We start from the raw sequence: 20,442 nt of genomic DNA, 5'->3' as shown, positions 1-20,442 counted from the left end.
GTTTAAGTGCCTGTCACTGAATTCAACTGAATTCAGTTGCCAATTGGGAATGATTTTCAGTTATAATGAATAGCGTATGTGATTTACAAGGAACGGAGACGAAAGAATGCAAGTAGTTAAACAGTTAGGGAGGTATTTAGGGCCCTATAAATTTTTTACACTGATTGCCCCTATTTTAATGGTGCTTGAGGTAACGATGGATTTAATCCAACCAACCATTATGCAACATATGATTGATACAGGAATAGCAAATGGTGACAATCCATATGTCTTTAAAATGTTCGTGTTAATGCTGATGAGTGCGGTTCTTGGACTAGTAGGGGGGATTGGGTGCTCTTTTTATAGTTCCAAGGCGGCTATTCACTTTGCCTCTGATATCCGTCAATCGTTGTATGAAAAAATGATGACGTATTCGGCAAAGGAACGTGATACTTTCACTACAGGTAAGCTCATTACCATTTTAACAAGTGATGTGGAAAGTGTTCAACGTGCGTTTATGATGACGTTACGTATTTTTGTTCGTGGCCCGTTGTTATTTATTGGTGCTGTTATTATTGTTTTTGTAACAGCTCGCGAGTTATTTTCTATTTTACTAGTAATTGTGCCGATTTTAATATTGGCCATGTATTTTTTTACAAAATATTCAGGTATTTTATATCGAAAAGTACAAGAGGCTATTGACGGGGTTAATACAAAATTACAGGAGAATTTAGCGGGTATCCGTGTGGTGAAAGCGTTTCGACGTGAAAAGCATCAGGTAGAGCAGTTCGCTATGCACAATGACACGCTAACGAAACGTTTTATTACGGCAGAACAAATAGTAGGAATACTTGTACCGTTTACGATGTTTGTCGTCAATATCGGCATTGTTGCGGCACTTTGGCTAGGTGCCATTAAAGTGGAAACAGGTACTTTGCAAGTTGGTGTCATACTTGCGTTTATAAACTATTTAACGATTATTTTAAATGGACTCATGTCTTCCAGTATGGTGCTAATGCAAATTGCTCGTGCTCTTCCTTCAGGGGAGCGTATTGTGGACGTCCTAAATAGGGAAGTGGCAGTGACAGAAGTAGCACAGCCGATTACGACGTCCATCCAAGGAATGATAGACTTCCAAAATGTAAGCTACCGCTATTATGACAATTCGGAAGATGTCCTGAAAAACATTACATTTTCTGTAAAGGTGGGGCAAACAATTGGGATAATTGGTAAAACGGGGAGTGGTAAATCAACACTCGTAAAACTATTACCACGACTAGTTGACCCGACAAGTGGAGTTATTTTGCTAGATGGAAAGCCATTACATCAATATGCATTGGAAACGTTACGAAAACATATTGGGTTTACCTCGCAAAAGGCTTTACTATTTTCAGGGACAATTGAAAAAAATATACGTTTTGGGAAGGAAGAAGCGACACAACAGGAATTACAGCTGGCACTTGATGCGGCTTGTGCAACTGAATTTGTGGCGAAACTTGAACAAGGGCTAGCACATGAATTGTCACAAGGGGCAACGAACTTATCTGGCGGTCAAAAACAGCGCATAGCACTAACCCGTGCATTTGTAAGACAACCAGTTATCCTTGTCTTAGATGATACAACGTCCGCTCTAGATAGCGCATCTGAAAAGCAAGTACAGCAGGCGATTAACGAGCAATTTCAAGAAACAACAACATTTATTGTTGCATCTAAAATTACTTCCATTCAACAGGCAGATGTAATTATAGTGTTAGAGGATGGCGAAATTGTTGGGCAAGGAACGCATCAGCAATTAGTACAAAATAATGAACCGTACAAAGCAATCTATGCTTCACAGCAAAAGGCTGGTGAACGACAATGAGTCAAAGTCAACCAAAGCAAATGAATTTTGGACGTGGACCACGAATAGGCGGACCAGCAGAAAAAGCTCAAAATCAAAAAACAACGCTCTTACGTGTATGGCACTATATCAAACAACAAAAAGTAGGATTGTACTGTTCGGTATTTTTCGTGATTGCTTCGACATGTTTAAGCTTAGCTGGACCATATCTAATCGGACATATTGTGGATGACTACATTATGAAAAAGCAAATAGGAGGGACAATTCGACTTAGTATTGTTCTTGCCTGTGTATTTACTGTCGCATCTATTTTTACTTGGTTACAAACGTATGTCATGATTCATGTCGCGATGAAAACGATTCGCACATTACGTCTTGAACTATTTAAAAAACTGCAAACATTAACAGTGAAGTTTTTTGATCAACGCGCACTCGGTGATTTAATGAGCCGTGTGACCAATGATATTGATAATTTGAATACAGCGTTAGCCCAGAGTGTAACACAAATCGTATCGTCGATTTTAACAGTCATCGGAGTAAGCATCGCGATGTTTGTCTTGAGCTGGCAATTGGCTATTGTTACGCTCATTATTATCCCTTTGATTGTTTTCACAACTAAACAAATTGTCAAGCGCAGTAGTAAAAACTATGCAGCTCGTCAACGCGATTTAGGAAAGCTAAATGGAACGATTGAGGAAATGATAGCAGGTGCTGAGGTCGTTACACTTTTCGGTAAAGAGCAGCAAGCAATCGAAACTTTTCGATTACAAAATAACAACCTTCGAAATTCAGCACAACGCGCCGAAATAACGTCCGGCTTACTAGGGCCAATCAACAACTTTATGAATAACTTAGGGCTAGCGGTCGTCATAGGTACAGGGGCATTTTTGACTGTGAAAGGTCTAGTAACTGTCGGAATTATTGCGGCATTTGTCACATACACGCGTCAATTTTTCCGTCCACTTAATCAACTGTCGAACTTATTAAATACGTTTCAATCAGCGATTGCAGGGGCAGAACGAGTTTTTGAAATTTTAGATGAACCTTCAGAAGTGGCAGATAAACCACAGGCAATTGATTGTCACAGATTAAAGGGAGAGGTTGCGTTTCAACAAGTATCTTTCAGCTATTTGCCAAATCAGCCGATACTAAAAAATATTACTTTCCATGCCAAGGCAGGAGAAACAATTGCACTAGTGGGTCCTACAGGCTCTGGTAAAACGACGATTATTAATTTGCTGACTCGTTTTTATGATGTGGATGCAGGTGAGATTCTTATTGATGGCCACAATATTGAGGGGTATAAAATGGCCACGATTCGAGAGCGTGTTGGCGTAGTATTACAAGATACCTATTTATTCACGGGCACTATTCGTGAAAATATTCGCTTTGGTAAGCTCGATGCGACCGATGAAGAGGTCGAAGAAGCGGCTAAAATTGCCAATGCGCATAATTTTATTAAATACTTACCAGCAAGGTACGATACGGCTATACAGGCTGGAGGAGGAAATTTAAGCCAAGGGCAAAGACAACTCCTAGCGATTGCTCGCGCTATTTTAGAAAATGCTGATATTTTAATTTTGGATGAAGCCACATCTAGCGTTGATACGCAAACAGAGGTGGATATTCAAAAAGGATTACAACATTTAATGCAAGGACGCACAAGTTTTGTCATCGCACACCGTTTGAAAACGATTGAAAATGCCAATCAAATTTTAGTTATTCAACAAGGGGAAATTGTTGAACAAGGTAACCATCAACAACTGATGCAACAACAAGGGATTTACAACAATCTCCAGCAAAAACTACTGTTAGAACAAGAACAGCCAAGTGTCTAAACCCTTTTAAATTTCCTATAAAAAATGAATAGCAATCATTTACAGAACCCTTCATCTTAAGTGCACGAAATAAGATGGAGGGTTCAATTTTTGACAAGTAGTCGCATATAGATGGTAAAGAAAATGGATACGGCTACGTCTTAGGTCTTAGATGAAGTTAAAGCCAAGGGTCGTTTCCATATAGCGAGAATCAGATAAAATGAAATGAATAGGATATGAAAAAGTAGGAGGAAATAATGTGAAAAAAATATTGGTTTTAGCTTTCATGATGTGTGGCTCGTTGCTCGTTTTAAGTGGTTGTTTTTCTGTGATTCCAGAGAAGGAAAAAGAAGATACCTTTCAGGTAAAAAAGGATGATGCACAAAAATTAGATGTTGAAATAAATCTAGGTGTTGGGGAAATGACGGTTTCAAAAGGTGCGAAAGAATGGTTAGAGGGAAGTGCCCAGTATAACGTTAATAAATTAGCACCAGAAGTGAAGTATAAGCTACGTGGCAATACAGGTGAAATTGATATTGATCATAAAGGCTCTAGTAAAGTGAAGATTGGTAATACAAAAAATTTATGGGATGTCCAATTAAATGAAGACATTCCAATGGATCTTTCGATAGAAACGGGTGCATCAAAAGCAATGCTTGATTTACGAGGACTGAAACTTGAAAAATTAGATATTGAAACAGGGGTAGGCGACCTAAATGTTGACTTAGGTGGCGATTGGGAAAAAAGCTTCAAAACAAATATTGAAACGGGTGTTGGGCAAACTACGGTCATTTTACCATCAGAAGTCGGTGTAAAAATAACGACCGAAAAAGGCATTGGTTCGATGAATCTAGAAGGCTTTATTGCAAAAGGTCAAGGGATTTATGTGAATGAGGCGTATGAAAAGGCAGATATAGTGCTTGAGGTGAACTCAGAGTTAGGCGTAGGCGATGTTACATTCAAACTAGATAAGTAACTACCTACTACAATACGATCAATTTAAGCGTCAAATACAACAGGTGAATTGTATTTGACGCTTATTTTATGTTAGCTTAAAGAAAGCAAGCGTAATTGAAGGAGCGAACGGATTGAGAATTTTTACATATAAACAACCTGTAACGATTGAATCGACGAAAGTAGTTCAAATAGTGAATGAGGAAGGAAACGTCTCATCAACTGTACAGCGGATTTACTCCAATGGATTGAAAAAAGCTTTTGACCGTACGATGGATTATCGATATTTTGTACAATTTGATGTCAGTACAGTGGACGGACAACGTCTTTTCACCTGTAAAAAAGTATCGCGACGTGGGCGTGTGCATTTCAAAGGCAAGGACTTTGTAACAGGTAAAGACTATATGATTGCCTATGACGGCTGGCAAATCATGATTCCAGATTTAATCATAACAGATGGTCAACAAAAAATAATGCTGAATAAGGAGATGGAAGGCTGGTCTGTGTTTACGTTGGATGAACAGCCAATTGCACGCTGGCAAGCGGTTTATCAAGAAACACATTTTGATATTACGCTGGAAATTGAAGCAACGAGCCCGATTCAACATGAAGCATTTTTTATTGCCATAGGACAGGCTGTCTTATTTGTCGGAGCATAGTGTGAAAAGCACCTTTCATAAATGAGAGGTGTTTTTTTGATGTAATCAACTTCATCGTTATTGCATTATTACAATGTTAATTATAGTAAAATTAACTAAGAAGTTTCCGTACGTACAATCATTGTTTGAAATTTATATTTCGAGGAGAGAGTGGGATGAAGAAAAAGCCGATTTACGTTGAAATTGATATACAAGCACCGATTGAGGATGCTTGGCATTATACGCAAAACCCAAAGTTGCATGAGCAGTGGGATTTACGCTTTACATCCATTACATATAAAGAAAAAGAAGAGCTTTCAGAACTGCAACGCTTTACTTATGAAACAAAAGTGATGCCTGGTGTAACAGTGAGCGGTTGGGGAGAAAGTAAAGGGGAACATTTGATGAAAGATGGCGTTAAAATATCCTCTTTGCATTTTGGGACGCCACAAAAAATATCACCAATAGCAGAGGGCAAAGGTTATTGGAAGTATATTCCGAAGAAACAAGGATTAACGTTTTTAACGCAATATGATTATGAAGTGCGCTACGGCAAATTAGGTTTGCTATTTGACTTGGTATTTCGTCCATTAATGGGATGGGCAACAGCACTTAGTTTTGATGTATTGAAAAGGTGGCTAGAGAAGGGTGAAAATCCATCTGCGCAATATCGACGCTTTTTTCTAACACTGCTTATTAGCGCACTATTTTGCTTCGTTTGGTTGTATCATGGACTAATACCTAAAGTACTGTTCCAACATCCTATGGAAGTGATGATGGTAGAACATTCGTTGACACAGTTGAATGCTGCTAATGACCGCAATGTAGCAAATGCAACTTCACTCGTTTATTGGATTGGTGTGGCAGAGATGCTATTTGCGCTTTGCTGGTTAGTACCTAGTCCTAGAGGGAAGCGGCTGCTCTTTGGGCTGCAAATCATGTTATTCCCACTATTAACGCTTGGTGCTGTGCTAGTAGATACTGATATTGCAATGGCACCATTCAACCCAGTCACATTAAATGGCGCATTATGGGTCTTATCCATTGTAGGATTTGTTCTTAGTAAAGATTTACCTAGCGCGGCAAGTTGTAAACGAAAGCGAGGGAAAAAAGTATGACCATTTATCAAACGTTATTAGGAGAGGACTTTAAAAGACTCCATCCAAAACTACAACAGCGCTATGCATTGCCAGTAGGTCAAACGTTTAATGCGCAAGGTGTGATGCATCGTATACAATCAGGAGCAAAATGGATGCATCCCTTTTATCTAATAGCTGCAAAGTTTAGATTTTTATTTCCTGAGTCAGGAAAGGATATCCCCTTTACAATAAGTAATACATGTCGACAACTGCCCAATGGAGAATTGGAGGTCATATGGAAACGATCTTTTTATTTTAATCACAAGACAAGGTATTTTGATGCGAGGATGACGGTTGATCCAATCAAAAAAATTGTCAAAGATTACTTAGGCTCACCAGCTCTTTTTTATTCAGATTTACTGTTTTCAGTGACAAGAGAAGGGAAATTAATTATTCGCTCAGGGCCACAACGATTTGTTATATCTAGGCTAGAATGCGCGATACCGCAACAGCTAGAAGGGCGTGTTATTGTCGAGGAAGGCTATGATGAGTGCAGAGAAGTTTTTACCATTCACGTATCGATTTATAATCCGCTTATGGGGAGGTTGATGATGTATGCTGGGGAATTTACGCAAAAATCTCTTTAGTCCCGTGTTATTAATAGGTTGGGTACTAATGTTGTGTTGCTATTTGTTTAGCATGCAACCACATTATTTACTGTTACTTACATTTGCGCAACTTGTATTAATCCCAGCAATGCTAAAAATGGTTGTCCCTTTCAACAAAATATGCCATACCTTTGTCATCGCCATGATGCTTGTTGTAACAATTTTACATTTTCCTATTAGTCGTGAGTTCGCGATTTTCTTAGCGGGTTTATATGTTGTATATACAGCTTATATGGCATTGCAAGGTATGACTCGCTTTTTACAGCGAGGTTTTACGAACATTGCTGAAATCGCTATAGATATTGGACTCCTCTATTTATTTATCGGAGGTCTATGGTTCTTTGCCTTTATAGCAGAAATAGATACAGGATTTTCCTCGTTAATTACATGGTTAACTGCAATTCATTTTCACTATTCGGCTTGTTTATTCGCTATATCAATTGGATTATTTGGACGTTTACATACAAGCAAATGGTACAATGCTGTCGCCATGATTTTATTAACAGGACCATTGCTAGTTGCACTTGGTATTACGTTTTCGACAATCATTGAAATCGTATCAGTTGCCCTTTATATATTTGCCATCTACTGCTTATTTACACTGTCGTTAAAAACAACTATGCCAAAGAGACAGGGCGTACTATTGCGGATTTCTTACGGCTCGTTATGTTTGACCATTTTAGGATCTTTTCTTTATGCTATTGGAAATTTTACTGGCACGTCGATTATAAGTATTCCCGACATGTTAACCTATCATGGTTTAGTGAATTGTCTATTGTTTGGATGGATGGGGGTAATAGCATGGGGGATGGATGTCCCAAAATCTTCACATCAGCCTTTTACGTTTCCGGTGAGTCGTATACGGGGGAAACTACAGCCTCTGGAAGAGCCGCATACCGGTTTAGTTGATACACTGCAAGATTTTGTAGATACACGGAAAATTCCACAAATTATCCCACATTTTTATGAGCAAACGACTCATTATCGTCTAAATGCTTCGGTACAATGGCGATTATGGTTTAAACCATTTGCATTCATCTATCAAGGGATTAGCCGTTGGATGCAACAGCTTAATTTGCCGCTATCCAGTCAACGAGTGGAGATGAATGGTGTTATTGTGAAAGTAGATGAACGACAAGATGGTCGTCTTGCTCCGCGTGCTTGGATTCGTAAAATAAACGAGCAAACGATATTCGTAGCCATTTACTCACAACATACGACCAATCAAACAACGTATATGAATATTGCTTTACCATTACCTTTTTCAACAATGATAGGTATTTTATATGTATATGAGCAAGACGGAAAATTACATATAACAAGCTCCAAAACAGGGGAAGCAGGTATATATTTAGCATTCAAACAAAATATATTGAGACTGCCCTTAAATGAGCATTTTACGATTACTGCTAAAAATGATACAACTTTAACGGCGATACATACGATGCGCATTTTTGGATTGTCTTTTTTACGCATAGATTATCAAATAGAACGAAGATAAATGACTATTCTACAATAATAAAAAATAACCGAAAGAAAGAAAAGAAGTGTTAGATTGACGAACGTCGATTTAACACTTTTTTGCTGTGAACGTTATTATCTGCTACTGGGAGGAGTTGCATAATTAGTCTTGTTATCTATTTTATCTTCACAAAGATAGAGCATTTAATTTCATCTTAATAGCATAGAGAAAAATCACTATCCAATTAGTCCCTTTTTGTAAATATTAGTTTCATGTCCTGATAAAATTGTATTTTTTAACTATAACAGCAATAGATATAGGCGAAAAGTCTTGTTTGAGAATTTTTCTTTTTTGTAAAAATTATAATTCAATAGAAGGAAAAGTAATGTTGAAAATCAAAAGGATGCTAAAAAACACAAAGAAACCTCTGTTTTATTCAACTAATTATAAGAAAAAATATTATTTCATCCTAAAGCTAATTAAAAATGGTAGATTACTAATATTAAGCAATACAGTTAAATTTTTTACCGATTGCCTGTTATTTTTTAGAGAAGAAATAGAATAGTCGAAGGGGATTGCCAAAAAAAACGATAATAAGAAGGAGAAATTAACAATGAATTTTAAAACGATTAGTAAAAGAATTGTATTTTCATTTAGTATTGTTGTTGCCGTTATTGTTTTATACATTGCTTTTAATTTTTACGAAATCACACAAAGTAACCAAGCGACAGAACAAATTGTGGATGAGGAGTTGCAATTATTAATTGCTGATTATGAGTTAGCATCTACTATTGGCTTAAGAATTGCCACAGCAAGGGGCTATGTATTATCTGGCAATGAAAAATATAAAACAATTTATGATGAAAATGTAGAACGAGCGCTTGCCAATGAAAAAATACGTTTAGCTATTGCTGAATCAGCGGAATTTAACAAGTATGCTGAAATGGCAAAAGAATGGAGTAGCTATGTTCAAAGCGAGGTTTTTGATGTATACGATCAAGGAAATAAGGAATTAGCCATACATAATTTAGCTGCAATGGATGAAAAAGCGACAGAAATTCGTGAGGGATATGAGGCATTAGCAGCACAACGGAAACAATCAATAAATACTGTAGGAGATACACTTATTACCGATGGGGAGCGTAAGCAAACTATAAGTATTATTGTAGGAATAAGCATTGTCTTTATCGCCATTATGATCGCGTTAATTAGCGCTCGTATTATTTCGAAGCCTATTATCTTAATTACAAATCGCATGAAGAAAATTACAGATGGGGATTTAAGCGAACCTGCACTAAATGTAACATCAAAGGATGAAATAGGGCAATTAACCGAAGCAACAAACACGATGTCCCAAATTTTAAATAATTTATTAAAACATATTCAAACGGTGTCAAATGAGGTTGCCGCCCATAGTGAGGAACTAATGCAATCTGCTACAGAAGTAAAAGAGGGGACAGAGCAAGTGGTAGAAACAGTTGCAGAAATTGCAAGCGGAACAGAAGTGCAAGCGAGTAATGCATCTGATGTGGCAACAAGTATGACGGACTTTTCAACGAAAGTAACGGATGTCAATCAAAGTAGTAGGGATGTCTATCAGTTTTCTGAATCTGTAATGAAGCTAACAGAAGAAGGGAAAGGGCTTATGGAAGCTTCTACACAACAAATGATGACAATTGACTATATTGTAAAAGATTCAGTTGAAAAGGTGGATGAATTAAATAAACAAACACAGGAAATATCTAAAATTGTTGCGGTAATTCATGATATTGCAGCGCAAACAAATCTACTGGCGTTAAATGCAGCGATTGAAGCGGCACGTGCAGGAGAGCATGGCAAAGGATTTGCAGTAGTAGCAGATGAAGTTCGAAAACTGGCAGAGCAAGTATCTTCATCTATTAGTGAAATTACAAGTATAATTCAAATAATCCAAGATGATTCAACCATTGTGACATCCTCTCTCGAAAAAGGCTATGGAGAAGTTGCAAAAGGTACAACACAAATTGTTTCGACGAATGAGACATTTAGTGAAATTGCAAATGCTGTTTATTCGATGTCAACGAGCATCGTCAATATGTCAACGAAGCTAGAAGAAGTTGTACAAAATACGATGACTATTAATAAATCAGTGGATGAAATTGCCGCTGTGTCTGAGCAATCGGCAGCAGGTATTCAGGAAACTTCAGCAACGATAGAACAAGCTGCTAGCTCAATGGATGAAATAAAAAATAGTTCTAGTCATCTAGCTGAAATGGCTGAAAACTTAAATGATCTTATTGGAAAATTTAAATTATAAATAAGGTTAAACACGATTGGATACCACATCAAAAAAACAACAAATAAAACTATAAACAAAACCAGTAAGAGGCGAATGTATCGCTCACTTGCTGGTTTTTTTCTTACGTATTGTTGGTGATTACCTTTTAAAAATAGACTTTTAAATGGATAAACGATGAAATGCTCATTTATTTGGATAAAATTGAATAATCGTAAGCTCAATGGGGATATAAATAGGATGAATAGGTTGATTTGTGACGTACTTATTAAAGTACAACATGTAAACGACGGGAGGCATGTGGATGGCAACACTTGTAGTAAAAAAAGGGATAATGCATCGTTATCAAAATATCAATCAGGCGCTACAAGACGCTGAAGTTGGAGATGCTATAGAAATTCGGGATGGTATCTATGAAGAAAGTATAGAGATTTCAAAAAGGTTAACGCTTTATGGTAAAGGGGATGTTACGATTAAAGGTGGCGTGTTTATTCGTTACCATACGCATGTAGACATCCGTAATATCCGTTTTAGTCAAGGCCACGGCATTTATGTGAAAGGGGATCTACAGCTTGAAAACTGCATCATCGAAAAGCAACAAGTGAGTACCCAAGTCACTGTTAACTTTGGTACTTTAGTGATGAAAAATGTTGATATACTGGCAGGGACAACTAATCAATTTGGTATGCGGATAGATAATGGATCAAGTGTAATGCTGATTGAATCAACATTACACCAGCATACGAAAGCACAAATTATTGCGCAAAATAGTGAAATTTCATTGTCGAAGTGCATGTTGCTAGAGGGCACGATGAATGGAATTTTTGCCATACGAAACGTTAACATGGTCATAGAGGATTGTGAAATTCATGGGCATGAAAAAACTCAAATCGTTGCAGCGTCCAGTACAATTTCTTTAGTCAACACGCTTATTCACGAAGGAAGAGATGTAGGCATCCAAGTATTTAGCGGCTCAAAATTAACAATCGATCAATGTGAAATCAAGCAACATGCTGAAACAAATGTCGTTGTCCATGAAAGCGAACTTGTAGCGTCTGATAGTTGCATTGCGAAAAGTAATGGGAATGGACTGTATATAGGCGAAAAATCAAAGGCTATTATCTATGATTGCCAGTTATATGGCCATAAAAAGCCACAGTTGTTTATAGAGAATAGTAAAGCTGAGATTCGAAAATGCCAGGTGACCAATGGCAGCACAACGGGTATCACCATTTTCAATGAAGCCAATGTCATAATGACTGAATGTACGATCCATCATCATATACAATTTCATGTAATTGTTGATGCGAGTGGTCTTGTGCTCGATCAATGCATCATTCAATTTGGGCAAACAGGTGGAATTTATGGAAATGATCATGCCAAAATTACTTTAAAAAATTCACGCATACAGGAATTAGAAAGTCATCATATTTATATTAATAATGCGCGTCTTTTTGTCAACGATTGTGCCTTTCACCATATAGTTGGTAATGGAATTACGTGTATTGATGCCATTGTTGAAGTAGTAGACAGTCAATTCATGCAATGTAAACAAAGTCCTTATTCTATATTTTGGTCTGATAAGTCAATGGGGCGCATCCAAAATTGTGCAATCAACGACACCGAGCGAACTTTTTTGGCCATGACCAATCAATCGCTTCTTGAACTCGTCAATAGCACCTTATCAAATGTTAAAACAGCGGCAGTTGTTCAGGAACAGAGCCAATTATATATTCGGGGGTCAATACAAGCGGGGAGATGTCAAAAAGATGACTCCTCAAGAATTATTCATATAGACTTACAACAACCAACGAGTAAAAAAACACAACGAATTGTCGATAAATTAAGTACATGTAACGGAAGCAATGTTGAAGATTGAAAAAAGAAAAAGAGTAGTTTCAAACTTTTGAAATTACTTTTTTTATGTCTGTTACAAGTCAAATGGTAAACATGGAGGTTTCAATTATAAGAAAAGGGGTATAAACAGTAGGGTTGGACGTCCAATACCATATATATTCCATTTTTTACTATGCTATAAAAGTGTCTTATGTGTGAAAGGTTAAAGACCTTTGCGAGATAAAATACTTGAAGAGGACGAATATTTCATGCAAAATATGGACAAAGATTCATAAAATTCGACAAAAGAATTATTTATTTGTAAGAAAATTGCCCACTTTTTTGTGCACGATACATTATGTTGAGAAAACTTGGAATTTATTCGGAAGTAAATTTAAAATATTTGTAATATTATATTCAAAATAACAATGTTTGTTTTTTTAGAAGAAAATATTGTTAGAAAATTTAGTTTTTAGATTGCTTAATTTGTAGGTTATATCCTATAATTAGTAAAAATGGTTCATTAATAATATTGTCTGTCTGTAGTACTAGACCTTTGGATAATGTTTTTGGAATAATGAAATATTTTTGAATTTGGAAATGGGGTGAGAAAAGATGTTTGGGCTTTCGAAAGAAGAAATTATGATGATGCTAAAGAAAGTTGAATTAGCAGATAGCCAAAAAATTGCAATAGCTGATATATTTCATCAAAATAATCTGTTAATTGAACAACAGCTAGCATTTATTATCCATCTAGTAATAGATGAGCGCGAACGAAATACGTCAAACAATACATATTTAAATTAATATCAAGCGATTTTGTCAAAGCAATAAACGATGTGTCTTGATATTATGCATAGAACAAATTATTAAAATCATGTGAGCCAAAATGGTAAGGCTTACATCACAATATATGTAAAAAGAAGATATCACAGTTTTTTTGTTGTGTACAAAATAACTGTGATTTTTTCGTATATAAAACGAAAGCTAAAAAAACTGTGATTTGGCAAAAAATGAAACTTAGACCTATTATAAACGTATAAAGGTAGAAATAGAAAAGAAAGGAGGTATGCGAAGATTTATTCACCGGCCAAAACACCTAGGGGGATATCTTGAATCGGTATGTTGTACCTGATGAATGTGACAAGGCCAATTTTAAAAGATAAAAAATAGTCGGAGGTAGTGAAGATGAAAAGATGTGAATGGGTAAAGTTAGATGAGCCATTATATGTAGAATATCATGATAAGGAATGGGGCGTGCCGATTTATGACGATCAGCGCTTATTTGAAATGATTTGTCTAGAGGGGGCACAAGCAGGTCTTAGCTGGTGGACAATTTTACAAAAGAGAGACGGTTACCGAGAGGCCTTTGACCAATTTAATGCTGCCAAAATCGTTTCCTATACCGAAGAAAAGTTGGCTGAACTAAAAGAGGATACACGTATCGTGCGCAACAAGCTTAAAATCGCAAGCGTTGTAACGAACGCACAAGCCTTTTTACGTATCCAACAACAGCATGGTTCCTTTTCACATTACATATGGTCATTTGTCGACAATCAGCCTATTGTGAATAACTGGGCAACGATTGCAGATGTCCCAGTAACTACTGAGTTAAGTGATCGTATGAGCAAACAGCTTAAAAAAGATGGCTTTAAATTTGTTGGTAGCACGATTTGTTATTCATTTATGCAGGCAGTAGGCATGGTCAATGATCATATTGTAGATTGTAGTTGTCGCCAAGAGCAATCGTTAGCACAATCTTAAAATTTACAGCTATAACAAGGTTAATAAAGATGAAATGATGACGTGAAAAATAAGTAACTAAAATAACATGTACCAGTAATACTATTGCAATATTTTAAATATACGATTTCACTAGACAATTAGGATGTTTTCATATATAATGGAATTAATAATAAGATTTCTTGATTTAAAATATTGAATTCACCTATTACAAAAGTAATCGTGTTTTTCGGTACTTTTTATAATAGGTGGTTTTTTTTTCTGAAGAAATTGTTTATTAATTTATTTTTTGGAGGTTTTATTTATGAAACAAGGTACAGTAAAATGGTTTAACGCAGAAAAAGGTTTTGGATTTATCGAAGTTGAAGGTGAAGCAGACGTATTCGCTCACTTCTCTGCAATCCAAGGTGAAGGTTTCAAATCACTTGACGAAGGTCAAAAAGTTGAATTTGAAGTAGAAGACGGTAACCGTGGACCACAAGCTAAAAACATCGTTAAACTATAATTGAACGACCGTTTTATAAAAAGAGGCATTCTTTAAGAATGCTTCTTTTTTTCTTTATATTCAATCGTTATTATTCTTTCCATGTTAAAAGCAGCAATCTGTATATCATGAATACACCAAGATAAGCCCCAACAACTAAAAATAATGGATTTAAAAAAATGGCGTGGATTGTTGTCATAAATACTGCACCATCTACGATAATTTGATAAATTGAGGTGGATGCAATACTACCAAAAATAATCAGTGCAAACACTGCCAAAACATTCCATATGCTATGAACGCTATTGCTTTTGTATTGTAGTAAAAGCATGATAATAGGGACAACAATGCTTGATAAGATGATTAACAGTTTCAGCATAAATCACTTCCTTTTCCTAATTATGACCATGACCTTTCAATCATAATCAGTGGCGGAAAGTGTAGCGTGACTTCGCTAATAAAAATAAATTGTATGATAAAAGCTTTGTATGATGTTCAGCTTTTTTTAAACATATAATGTTATGATTTAAGTACATATCCTGTTAAGGAAAAAAGTAGAAGATTTAGGAGGGATTATCATAAAAGATCATCGTGTAGTATACACAAAAAAAACGAAGGGAGAAGGACGGAAAATGGAAAAGAAAACTGTAGTGAAAAATGGAATAGGATTTGGTTCAGCTTTAGCTATTACAATATCTTGGAGTGTTCATCATTCTATACTTTGGGCAATTATTCATGGATGCTTTAGTTGGTTATATGTAATTTATTATGCGGTAACAAGATAAAGAGGGTTTAATCATAATTTATAAGATGTTACATAAGGCTGCGGATGATGAACTTTAACATATCCTTCGCAGTTTTTGCATACATAACTAAGTGTTCCTTTTACAATGGATTATCTAGCAATGGATTAAGAAAGATACTGTTCATTTAAAGTCTTATGTGAATGAACGTTCTTGGAAGAAAGGTTGATAGGATGACACATCAAGTTACCGCTAAGAGCAATATTGATTTTGGTGCAACAGGCGTCGATGAAATATTGCAAAATGTAGCATATATTTTATCTACATTTGTTATGTCCTACCCTGATAAGAGAGAGCGGGACAGAAAAAAAGAGCTTGAAGTCCCTTTTCATTTTGCAAAGAGACGTAATACCGCACGTATCATTGATAGTATTCAACGTTTTGAACCACGAGCAGTCATTATTGATGTGGACTATGTAGGAGATGTATCGAAAGGGAAAATAGAACCAATAGTAAAAGTAATTGTCAATGGATAATTTTTTGTATAGAAAAAGCTAGTAACAGTCCTCCATCCTTCGTAGTAAAATCTGCTTGACTATTTCGGAGAATTTGGGAAGACGCAGCAGATATCTGAGTACACTGAAAGTCATCCGTAAATAGCAAGCAGATTCTTATGCAAAGCTTAGGTTCGTTTACACAGTTGCAATTCGTCTGAGTGCGTCAATTTTTTTGCAATCGACAATAATAGGGGCATTTGCTGCTCCAGCTTCCACAAAATAAGCACAACAATTACACGTATCTAATTTTAAGAAAATCACACCAAGGAAGCTACCTCCACTTGATAAATAAACATCTACTGTAGTTCCTAATTCAAATCTTCGTAATAAATGACAAATACAGCCTTCACAGTGGTGATGATCGTCTTTGTGCTCATCTCTGTCATCTTTCCAACAAGATTTTTCTTCACAAGTACAATGATTGTGTTTCCAATCTTCATGTTTTCGGCAACAAGATTTTTCTTTATGATCATGTTTTTCAACAACATGGTAGCATTTCTTTTCGACTTCGCAATAATATTTATCTTCTTGTTTATCACATGTATCTTTTTTGTCATGATTCCAATTCATATGTTTGCAATATCTATTATCTTTCATTTTAAAATCTCCCTTTTGTTAGTTTGTTTGTGTAATGCGCGCGCTAGCCTTACATTTATAATCTATGAATTGAAATGGTATTGACTTGGTAATATGTCCCTTAATAGAGTTAAAAAATAAAATCTTTTTTTAAAAAAACAAACCTGTATGTATACCTATTCGAAACAAATAATAGTAAGAAATAAGATTTGAGCAAAGAAGAAGATAAAAGAGCATAACATTGTTTTCTTCCTTTTCTCTTTCGACAAAGAGCGCTTTCCAGCGATGCATCTAGTGTCCCAATTACGTATTTTAGTGAAAAAGGAGAGCAGGAAAATGCAGGGAAATCTTATAAAAGGTTTTTGTATAGTAGTGGCATTACTTGTATTTGTAACGATTTATTTAAAATACCAGCCGTCTGCATCTGTGCAATTATCTCAACATAATTCTTCTCAATATGTATCTGAAGAAGTAGCACAAAAGTTACAAAGTACACAATTAACAAAAAAAATAATTATAGCGCTAAGAGCTGAAGGGTATCATCCAGATAGCACGATTGAATATTTAATCGACTCATCGGACAATCAAATTATCACAATAAGTTTACATAATTTAGAGAAAATCGATAACCGAACGGAGAGCAAAATCCAAAAAATAGTAAATAACATAGCGAAAAAGAATAACTTTAATTTGTTTATTGTGGATGTCCAGCTTACTGATCGAAATTGACGATTTTTGTATATGAATTCTAGTCTATTACAAGAAAATAAATAGTTAGTAATAACTACAAAAAGTTGAAAATTATTGGAAAATTATTATAGTATGTACTCCTCTTTATTGGTATATTTAGTATGTTAAAAGAAGAATTGGGAGGATTTAGTGATGAAGAAGTTTTTAATCATGGCTGTACTGTCGTTAGTAGCAATTATGGCAGCCGCATGTGGTAGTGAAGTTAGCAAAGGAGGTAGCACTCCTATCCCAAGTAACGAAGCAAAGAAGGAAGAAGCTTCAGCAGATAAGGAATCAGAAGAAAAAGAAGAAGTTAAAAACGATCAGACTGAGAAAGAAGCAGCTGCTCCAGTCGTTAATTATGCAAGAAACTATTTAGAAGATGTACCATTTTTTACAGAAGATCAACTAACATTAGAAAAGCAATCATATAATTTTATTTCAACGAATGCAGATTTATTCCCTGCTTTATCAAAAGAAGCCATTCAAAAAACAAAAAAGCTTGCGGATGATAAAATCACTTCCAAGCATTTAAATAAAAATATTAAACCGTATCTAGAGAAAATGGTTACTTTTGCAGGCGATATCATCCAAATAGAGGAAGATACATTAGAGGATGGTACACCAGTGTCACTTATTTTAATTGAAGATATGGACTTTAATGCGATTTATGCTATTGGCTATCAATCAACAGAATTCCTTGAAGGGGATTTTGTAGAAATTTGGGGTTTACCTTTAGGTCAATATAGTTATGAAAATATAGATGGTGGTACTACATTAGCTCAAGCTATTGCAACGTCTCATATAGAATAAAATATAAAGGGGCACAGTCGAACGAGCTGTGTCCTTTTATCATGCATAAAAACTAATCTAAATCTATGATATAATCGCAAGGAAAGAGGTGATTTTACTGAATATTTTAGTTTTGGGTGCAACGGGCCGTGTAGGCAGTCATATCGTTTCCCTTGCACTAAACGATGGTCATCAAGTGATCACATTAGTACGTACACCAAGTAAAATGATAATGGCGAATGAAAATTTACAAGTTAAACAAGGTAATGTCTTAAATAAAAACGACCTCATATCAGTTATGGCTGATGTAGATGTCGTGATTAGCGCATTAAATACGGATGGGACAAATACGTTAACAGCAAGTTTACCACTTATTCTCGATGCCATGGCAAGTAGAAATGTGAAGCGAATTATAACAGTCGGGACAGCTGGAGTTTTACAAAGTCGTCTAACGCCTAATTTACTTCGATATCAATCCAGTGAATCAAAACGAAAGTCAACGTTTGCAGCACAAGAACATCACAATGCCTTTACATTATTAGCGCAATCAACTATGGATTGGACAATCGTTTGTCCTACATATTTACCAGATGGACGTTATACAGGTAAATATCGCGTAGAGCGAGATTTCCTTCCAGAAGGTGGGAGTGAAATATCTGTGGCAGACACTGCAGAATTTACTTACCAACAAATTCAATGTTCTGAATACGTGAACTGTCGAGTAGGCATCGCCTATTAATAGTACACACTCATTTTAACGATGGTATTAGTTAAAATGTGTGTGTTTTTACGTAATCGGAGGAACTACAGCAGCTTTGCGTCATTTTAATAAAAAAAGCTGTAGCAACAGTTTGCTACAGCAAATGAATAATTAGGGAGATTCATGGCTTTAATTTTATTGTGGCACATAACTTGTTTTTTTATACTTCATATGGCAGTTAATAATTCAAAGTTAAAAGCATTTTTTAATCATTTCCACAAATAATAAAGTACTAAATAATTTTTTTGGGAAGTGAAGTTGTTGAAGAAATTAATGCTGTATATTGTGCCTTTTTGTATTTTAGCTGTCTCCATTTTTTTTGTAAGTGAACGTTTCTCAGCTGATAAAGGAAGAAAATATTATGAAGAGGCAGGGCAAATATTATGGGAAATAAAAACGAATGAAAAAATTATTGCTTTGACCTTTGACGATGGCCCTCATAAAAAATATACACCAGAAATATTAGATGTTTTAAACAAGTACAATGCAACATCTACATTTTTTATAGTCGGTGAAAATGCGGAAAAAAACCCAGCAGTTATTCAAAGAATGTATGAAGAAGGGCATGAATTAGCCATTCACACATATACACATCCTTTAAGAACGAGTATCCCTAATCTATTGAAGGAAATTAAAAAAACACACGAAACAATTTACGGTATTAGTGGATATTCTCCAACTTTATTCCGTCCAGTGGAAGGACAATATACAGACGGTATGATTGATGCAGTTGCAAAAGAAGGATACAAAGTAGTGATGTGGTCTTGGCACCAAGATACAATGGACTGGAAAAGCCCTGGTATTAATAAAATAGTTAACACTGTATTAAAAGGGGCCAAGGAAGGAAATATCGTCCTTTTTCATGATGGTGGCGGAGATCGAGGTCAAACGGTTAAAGCACTAGAAAAAATTTTACCTGAACTGGAAAAGCAGGGGTATAAATTTGTTACGGTTTCGGAATTACTTGAAGTGCAAAAAGCAACGAATAAAATGGAAAACAATAAGAAATAGCAGGAATGCTACTATTAAAATAACTTCGATAAGTGCAAGTTAAACAAGCACTCATCGAAGTTTTTTAGCATTATTACGCCAGTTATGATTTAAGCTAAGCGAATATATACGAAACAAATAAAAAAGAAGAGCACAATAGTGTGCCCTTCCATTTCTAACGACGATGTTCTACAAGGTCTATTGCTCCTAACACAATATGTGCTAAACCAAATCCAAAGACTGTATGGGCAATCATTTTGTTAGAACCGCTTTTTTGCTTTAATGCATATCCAGCAGCTGTAACAGCAGAACCTAAAATAGTTGGGATTAAACCTTCTCGAATTGAATTCATCAAAATCCCTCCATCGAAGTTAATTTGGTGACATTACACCACTTATACTATTTGCGAATAAGCGCGAACCTATACTCGTCCAATTTTCCTTTAATGAAGTCCATTTTTTATTCATGCTGTATAGAATGACGAAACGCAGGAGGAAATCCAAGATATTTTCACTTTTTT

General features: G+C 35.7%; 21 protein-coding genes. 18 read left to right on the top strand and 3 right to left on the bottom strand.

Annotated features, from left to right (window positions below; all coding sequences use genetic code 11):
* Positions 1–106: 106 nt before the first annotated feature.
* The 12 genes from MHH88_RS12235 (at position 107) to MHH88_RS12180 (ending at position 14,796) form a co-directional block, all read left to right on the top strand.
* Positions 107–1,840 carry an ABC transporter ATP-binding protein gene (locus tag MHH88_RS12235; RefSeq protein WP_339258373.1) on the top strand — a complete coding sequence of 578 codons (1,734 nt, stop codon included), beginning with the start codon at positions 107–109 and terminating at the stop codon, positions 1,838–1,840.
* Positions 1,837–3,657 carry an ABC transporter ATP-binding protein gene (locus MHH88_RS12230; RefSeq protein ID WP_339258371.1) on the top strand — a complete coding sequence of 607 codons (1,821 nt, stop codon included), beginning with the start codon at positions 1,837–1,839 and terminating at the stop codon, positions 3,655–3,657. Before MHH88_RS12235 ends, MHH88_RS12230 begins: the two co-directional genes overlap by 4 nt.
* A gap of 238 nt (positions 3,658–3,895) precedes the next feature.
* Entirely contained in the window at positions 3,896–4,612 is a 717-nt protein-coding gene (locus tag MHH88_RS12225; RefSeq protein ID WP_339258369.1) for a toast rack family protein, read from the top strand.
* A 112-nt stretch (positions 4,613–4,724) separates the two neighbouring features.
* Positions 4,725–5,249 carry a hypothetical protein gene (locus tag MHH88_RS12220; protein ID WP_339258367.1) on the top strand — a complete coding sequence of 175 codons (525 nt, stop codon included), beginning with the start codon at positions 4,725–4,727 and terminating at the stop codon, positions 5,247–5,249.
* Between the two features lie 155 nt (positions 5,250–5,404).
* The gene (locus MHH88_RS12215; RefSeq protein ID WP_339258365.1) at positions 5,405–6,346 is read left to right on the top strand and encodes a DoxX-like family protein; all 942 of its coding nucleotides are present in this window, start codon (positions 5,405–5,407) and stop codon (positions 6,344–6,346) included.
* On the top strand, positions 6,343–6,954 hold the full coding sequence (locus MHH88_RS12210; protein ID WP_339258363.1) for a DUF4166 domain-containing protein: 612 nt from the start codon (positions 6,343–6,345) through the stop codon (positions 6,952–6,954). Before MHH88_RS12215 ends, MHH88_RS12210 begins: the two co-directional genes overlap by 4 nt.
* The gene (locus tag MHH88_RS12205; RefSeq protein WP_339258361.1) at positions 6,923–8,476 is read left to right on the top strand and encodes a YndJ family protein; all 1,554 of its coding nucleotides are present in this window, start codon (positions 6,923–6,925) and stop codon (positions 8,474–8,476) included. The genes MHH88_RS12210 and MHH88_RS12205 overlap by 32 nt, the downstream gene beginning before the upstream one ends.
* Before the next feature lie 574 nt (positions 8,477–9,050).
* The gene (locus MHH88_RS12200) at positions 9,051–10,733 is read left to right on the top strand and encodes a methyl-accepting chemotaxis protein (protein WP_339258359.1); all 1,683 of its coding nucleotides are present in this window, start codon (positions 9,051–9,053) and stop codon (positions 10,731–10,733) included.
* A 283-nt stretch (positions 10,734–11,016) separates the two neighbouring features.
* Positions 11,017–12,591, top strand: a complete 1,575-nt coding sequence (locus MHH88_RS12195) for a right-handed parallel beta-helix repeat-containing protein (RefSeq protein WP_339258357.1) — start codon at positions 11,017–11,019, stop codon at positions 12,589–12,591.
* Between the two features lie 572 nt (positions 12,592–13,163).
* Positions 13,164–13,355, top strand: a complete 192-nt coding sequence (locus tag MHH88_RS12190) for a hypothetical protein (protein WP_024360943.1) — start codon at positions 13,164–13,166, stop codon at positions 13,353–13,355.
* A gap of 381 nt (positions 13,356–13,736) precedes the next feature.
* Complete coding sequence (locus MHH88_RS12185) at positions 13,737–14,312, top strand: DNA-3-methyladenine glycosylase I (protein WP_339258354.1); 576 nt, start codon at positions 13,737–13,739, stop codon at positions 14,310–14,312.
* A gap of 283 nt (positions 14,313–14,595) precedes the next feature.
* On the top strand, positions 14,596–14,796 hold the full coding sequence (locus MHH88_RS12180; protein WP_024360941.1) for a cold-shock protein: 201 nt from the start codon (positions 14,596–14,598) through the stop codon (positions 14,794–14,796).
* A 70-nt stretch (positions 14,797–14,866) separates the two neighbouring features.
* Here the strand turns inward: MHH88_RS12180 and MHH88_RS12175 are convergent, their stop codons facing one another.
* A complete protein-coding gene (locus MHH88_RS12175) occupies positions 14,867–15,154 on the bottom strand; it encodes a transposase (RefSeq protein WP_339258350.1) in 288 nt (95 codons plus the stop codon).
* A 253-nt stretch (positions 15,155–15,407) separates the two neighbouring features.
* Here MHH88_RS12175 and MHH88_RS12170 point away from each other — a divergent pair, with 253 nt between their 5' ends.
* Together MHH88_RS12170 and MHH88_RS12165 are read left to right on the top strand one after the other, a co-directional pair.
* Positions 15,408–15,560: a hypothetical protein gene (locus tag MHH88_RS12170; RefSeq protein WP_176723200.1), complete on the top strand. Its 153-nt coding sequence runs from the start codon at positions 15,408–15,410 to the stop codon at positions 15,558–15,560.
* Positions 15,561–15,751: 191 nt separating this feature from the next.
* A complete protein-coding gene (locus MHH88_RS12165) occupies positions 15,752–16,054 on the top strand; it encodes a hypothetical protein (protein WP_069512216.1) in 303 nt (100 codons plus the stop codon).
* 156 nt (positions 16,055–16,210) lie between these two features.
* Here MHH88_RS12165 and MHH88_RS12160 read toward each other — a convergent pair whose 3' ends face one another.
* Entirely contained in the window at positions 16,211–16,672 is a 462-nt protein-coding gene (locus MHH88_RS12160) for a hypothetical protein (protein ID WP_339258347.1), read from the bottom strand.
* A 315-nt stretch (positions 16,673–16,987) separates the two neighbouring features.
* Between MHH88_RS12160 and MHH88_RS12155 the strand changes: the two genes are divergently transcribed.
* The 4 genes from MHH88_RS12155 to MHH88_RS12140 all read left to right on the top strand — a co-directional run bounded on the left by MHH88_RS12155 (position 16,988) and on the right by MHH88_RS12140 (position 19,943).
* The gene (locus tag MHH88_RS12155) at positions 16,988–17,380 is read left to right on the top strand and encodes a hypothetical protein (protein ID WP_339258345.1); all 393 of its coding nucleotides are present in this window, start codon (positions 16,988–16,990) and stop codon (positions 17,378–17,380) included.
* Between the two features lie 153 nt (positions 17,381–17,533).
* On the top strand, positions 17,534–18,193 hold the full coding sequence (locus MHH88_RS12150; protein WP_024364921.1) for a hypothetical protein: 660 nt from the start codon (positions 17,534–17,536) through the stop codon (positions 18,191–18,193).
* 97 nt (positions 18,194–18,290) lie between these two features.
* Complete coding sequence (locus tag MHH88_RS12145) at positions 18,291–18,911, top strand: SDR family oxidoreductase (protein ID WP_069512765.1); 621 nt, start codon at positions 18,291–18,293, stop codon at positions 18,909–18,911.
* A gap of 282 nt (positions 18,912–19,193) precedes the next feature.
* Positions 19,194–19,943, top strand: a complete 750-nt coding sequence (locus MHH88_RS12140; RefSeq protein ID WP_339258343.1) for a polysaccharide deacetylase family protein — start codon at positions 19,194–19,196, stop codon at positions 19,941–19,943.
* Positions 19,944–20,097: 154 nt separating this feature from the next.
* Here the strand turns inward: MHH88_RS12140 and MHH88_RS12135 are convergent, their stop codons facing one another.
* On the bottom strand, positions 20,098–20,274 hold the full coding sequence (locus MHH88_RS12135; protein WP_024364918.1) for a hypothetical protein: 177 nt from the start codon (positions 20,272–20,274) through the stop codon (positions 20,098–20,100).
* Positions 20,275–20,442 lie beyond the last annotated feature (168 nt).

The sequence above is a fragment of the Lysinibacillus sp. FSL K6-3209 genome, from assembly GCF_037976175.1.
Taxonomy (GTDB): Bacteria; Bacillota; Bacilli; order Bacillales_A; family Planococcaceae; genus Lysinibacillus; species Lysinibacillus sphaericus_D.
This window is presented reverse-complemented; position numbering and strand designations above follow the sequence as displayed.

Excerpts from the sequence above, each read along its gene's own strand:
- MHH88_RS12235 (WP_339258373.1), top strand. The coding sequence starts at position 107 with ATGCAAGTAGTTAAACAGTTAGGGAGGTATTTAGGGCCCTATAAATTT.
- MHH88_RS12230 (WP_339258371.1), top strand. The coding sequence starts at position 1,837 with ATGAGTCAAAGTCAACCAAAGCAAATGAATTTTGGACGTGGACCACGA.
- MHH88_RS12215 (WP_339258365.1), top strand. The coding sequence starts at position 5,405 with ATGAAGAAAAAGCCGATTTACGTTGAAATTGATATACAAGCACCGATT.
- MHH88_RS12210 (WP_339258363.1), top strand. The coding sequence starts at position 6,343 with ATGACCATTTATCAAACGTTATTAGGAGAGGACTTTAAAAGACTCCAT.
- MHH88_RS12205 (WP_339258361.1), top strand. The coding sequence starts at position 6,923 with ATGCTGGGGAATTTACGCAAAAATCTCTTTAGTCCCGTGTTATTAATA.
- MHH88_RS12200 (WP_339258359.1), top strand. The coding sequence starts at position 9,051 with ATGAATTTTAAAACGATTAGTAAAAGAATTGTATTTTCATTTAGTATT.
- MHH88_RS12195 (WP_339258357.1), top strand. The coding sequence starts at position 11,017 with ATGGCAACACTTGTAGTAAAAAAAGGGATAATGCATCGTTATCAAAAT.
- MHH88_RS12190 (WP_024360943.1), top strand. The coding sequence starts at position 13,164 with ATGTTTGGGCTTTCGAAAGAAGAAATTATGATGATGCTAAAGAAAGTT.
- MHH88_RS12185 (WP_339258354.1), top strand. The coding sequence starts at position 13,737 with ATGAAAAGATGTGAATGGGTAAAGTTAGATGAGCCATTATATGTAGAA.
- MHH88_RS12180 (WP_024360941.1), top strand. The coding sequence starts at position 14,596 with ATGAAACAAGGTACAGTAAAATGGTTTAACGCAGAAAAAGGTTTTGGA.
- MHH88_RS12175 (WP_339258350.1), bottom strand. The coding sequence starts at position 15,154 with ATGCTGAAACTGTTAATCATCTTATCAAGCATTGTTGTCCCTATTATC.
- MHH88_RS12170 (WP_176723200.1), top strand. The coding sequence starts at position 15,408 with ATGGAAAAGAAAACTGTAGTGAAAAATGGAATAGGATTTGGTTCAGCT.
- MHH88_RS12165 (WP_069512216.1), top strand. The coding sequence starts at position 15,752 with ATGACACATCAAGTTACCGCTAAGAGCAATATTGATTTTGGTGCAACA.
- MHH88_RS12160 (WP_339258347.1), bottom strand. The coding sequence starts at position 16,672 with ATGAAAGATAATAGATATTGCAAACATATGAATTGGAATCATGACAAA.
- MHH88_RS12155 (WP_339258345.1), top strand. The coding sequence starts at position 16,988 with ATGCAGGGAAATCTTATAAAAGGTTTTTGTATAGTAGTGGCATTACTT.
- MHH88_RS12150 (WP_024364921.1), top strand. The coding sequence starts at position 17,534 with ATGAAGAAGTTTTTAATCATGGCTGTACTGTCGTTAGTAGCAATTATG.
- MHH88_RS12135 (WP_024364918.1), bottom strand. The coding sequence starts at position 20,274 with ATGAATTCAATTCGAGAAGGTTTAATCCCAACTATTTTAGGTTCTGCT.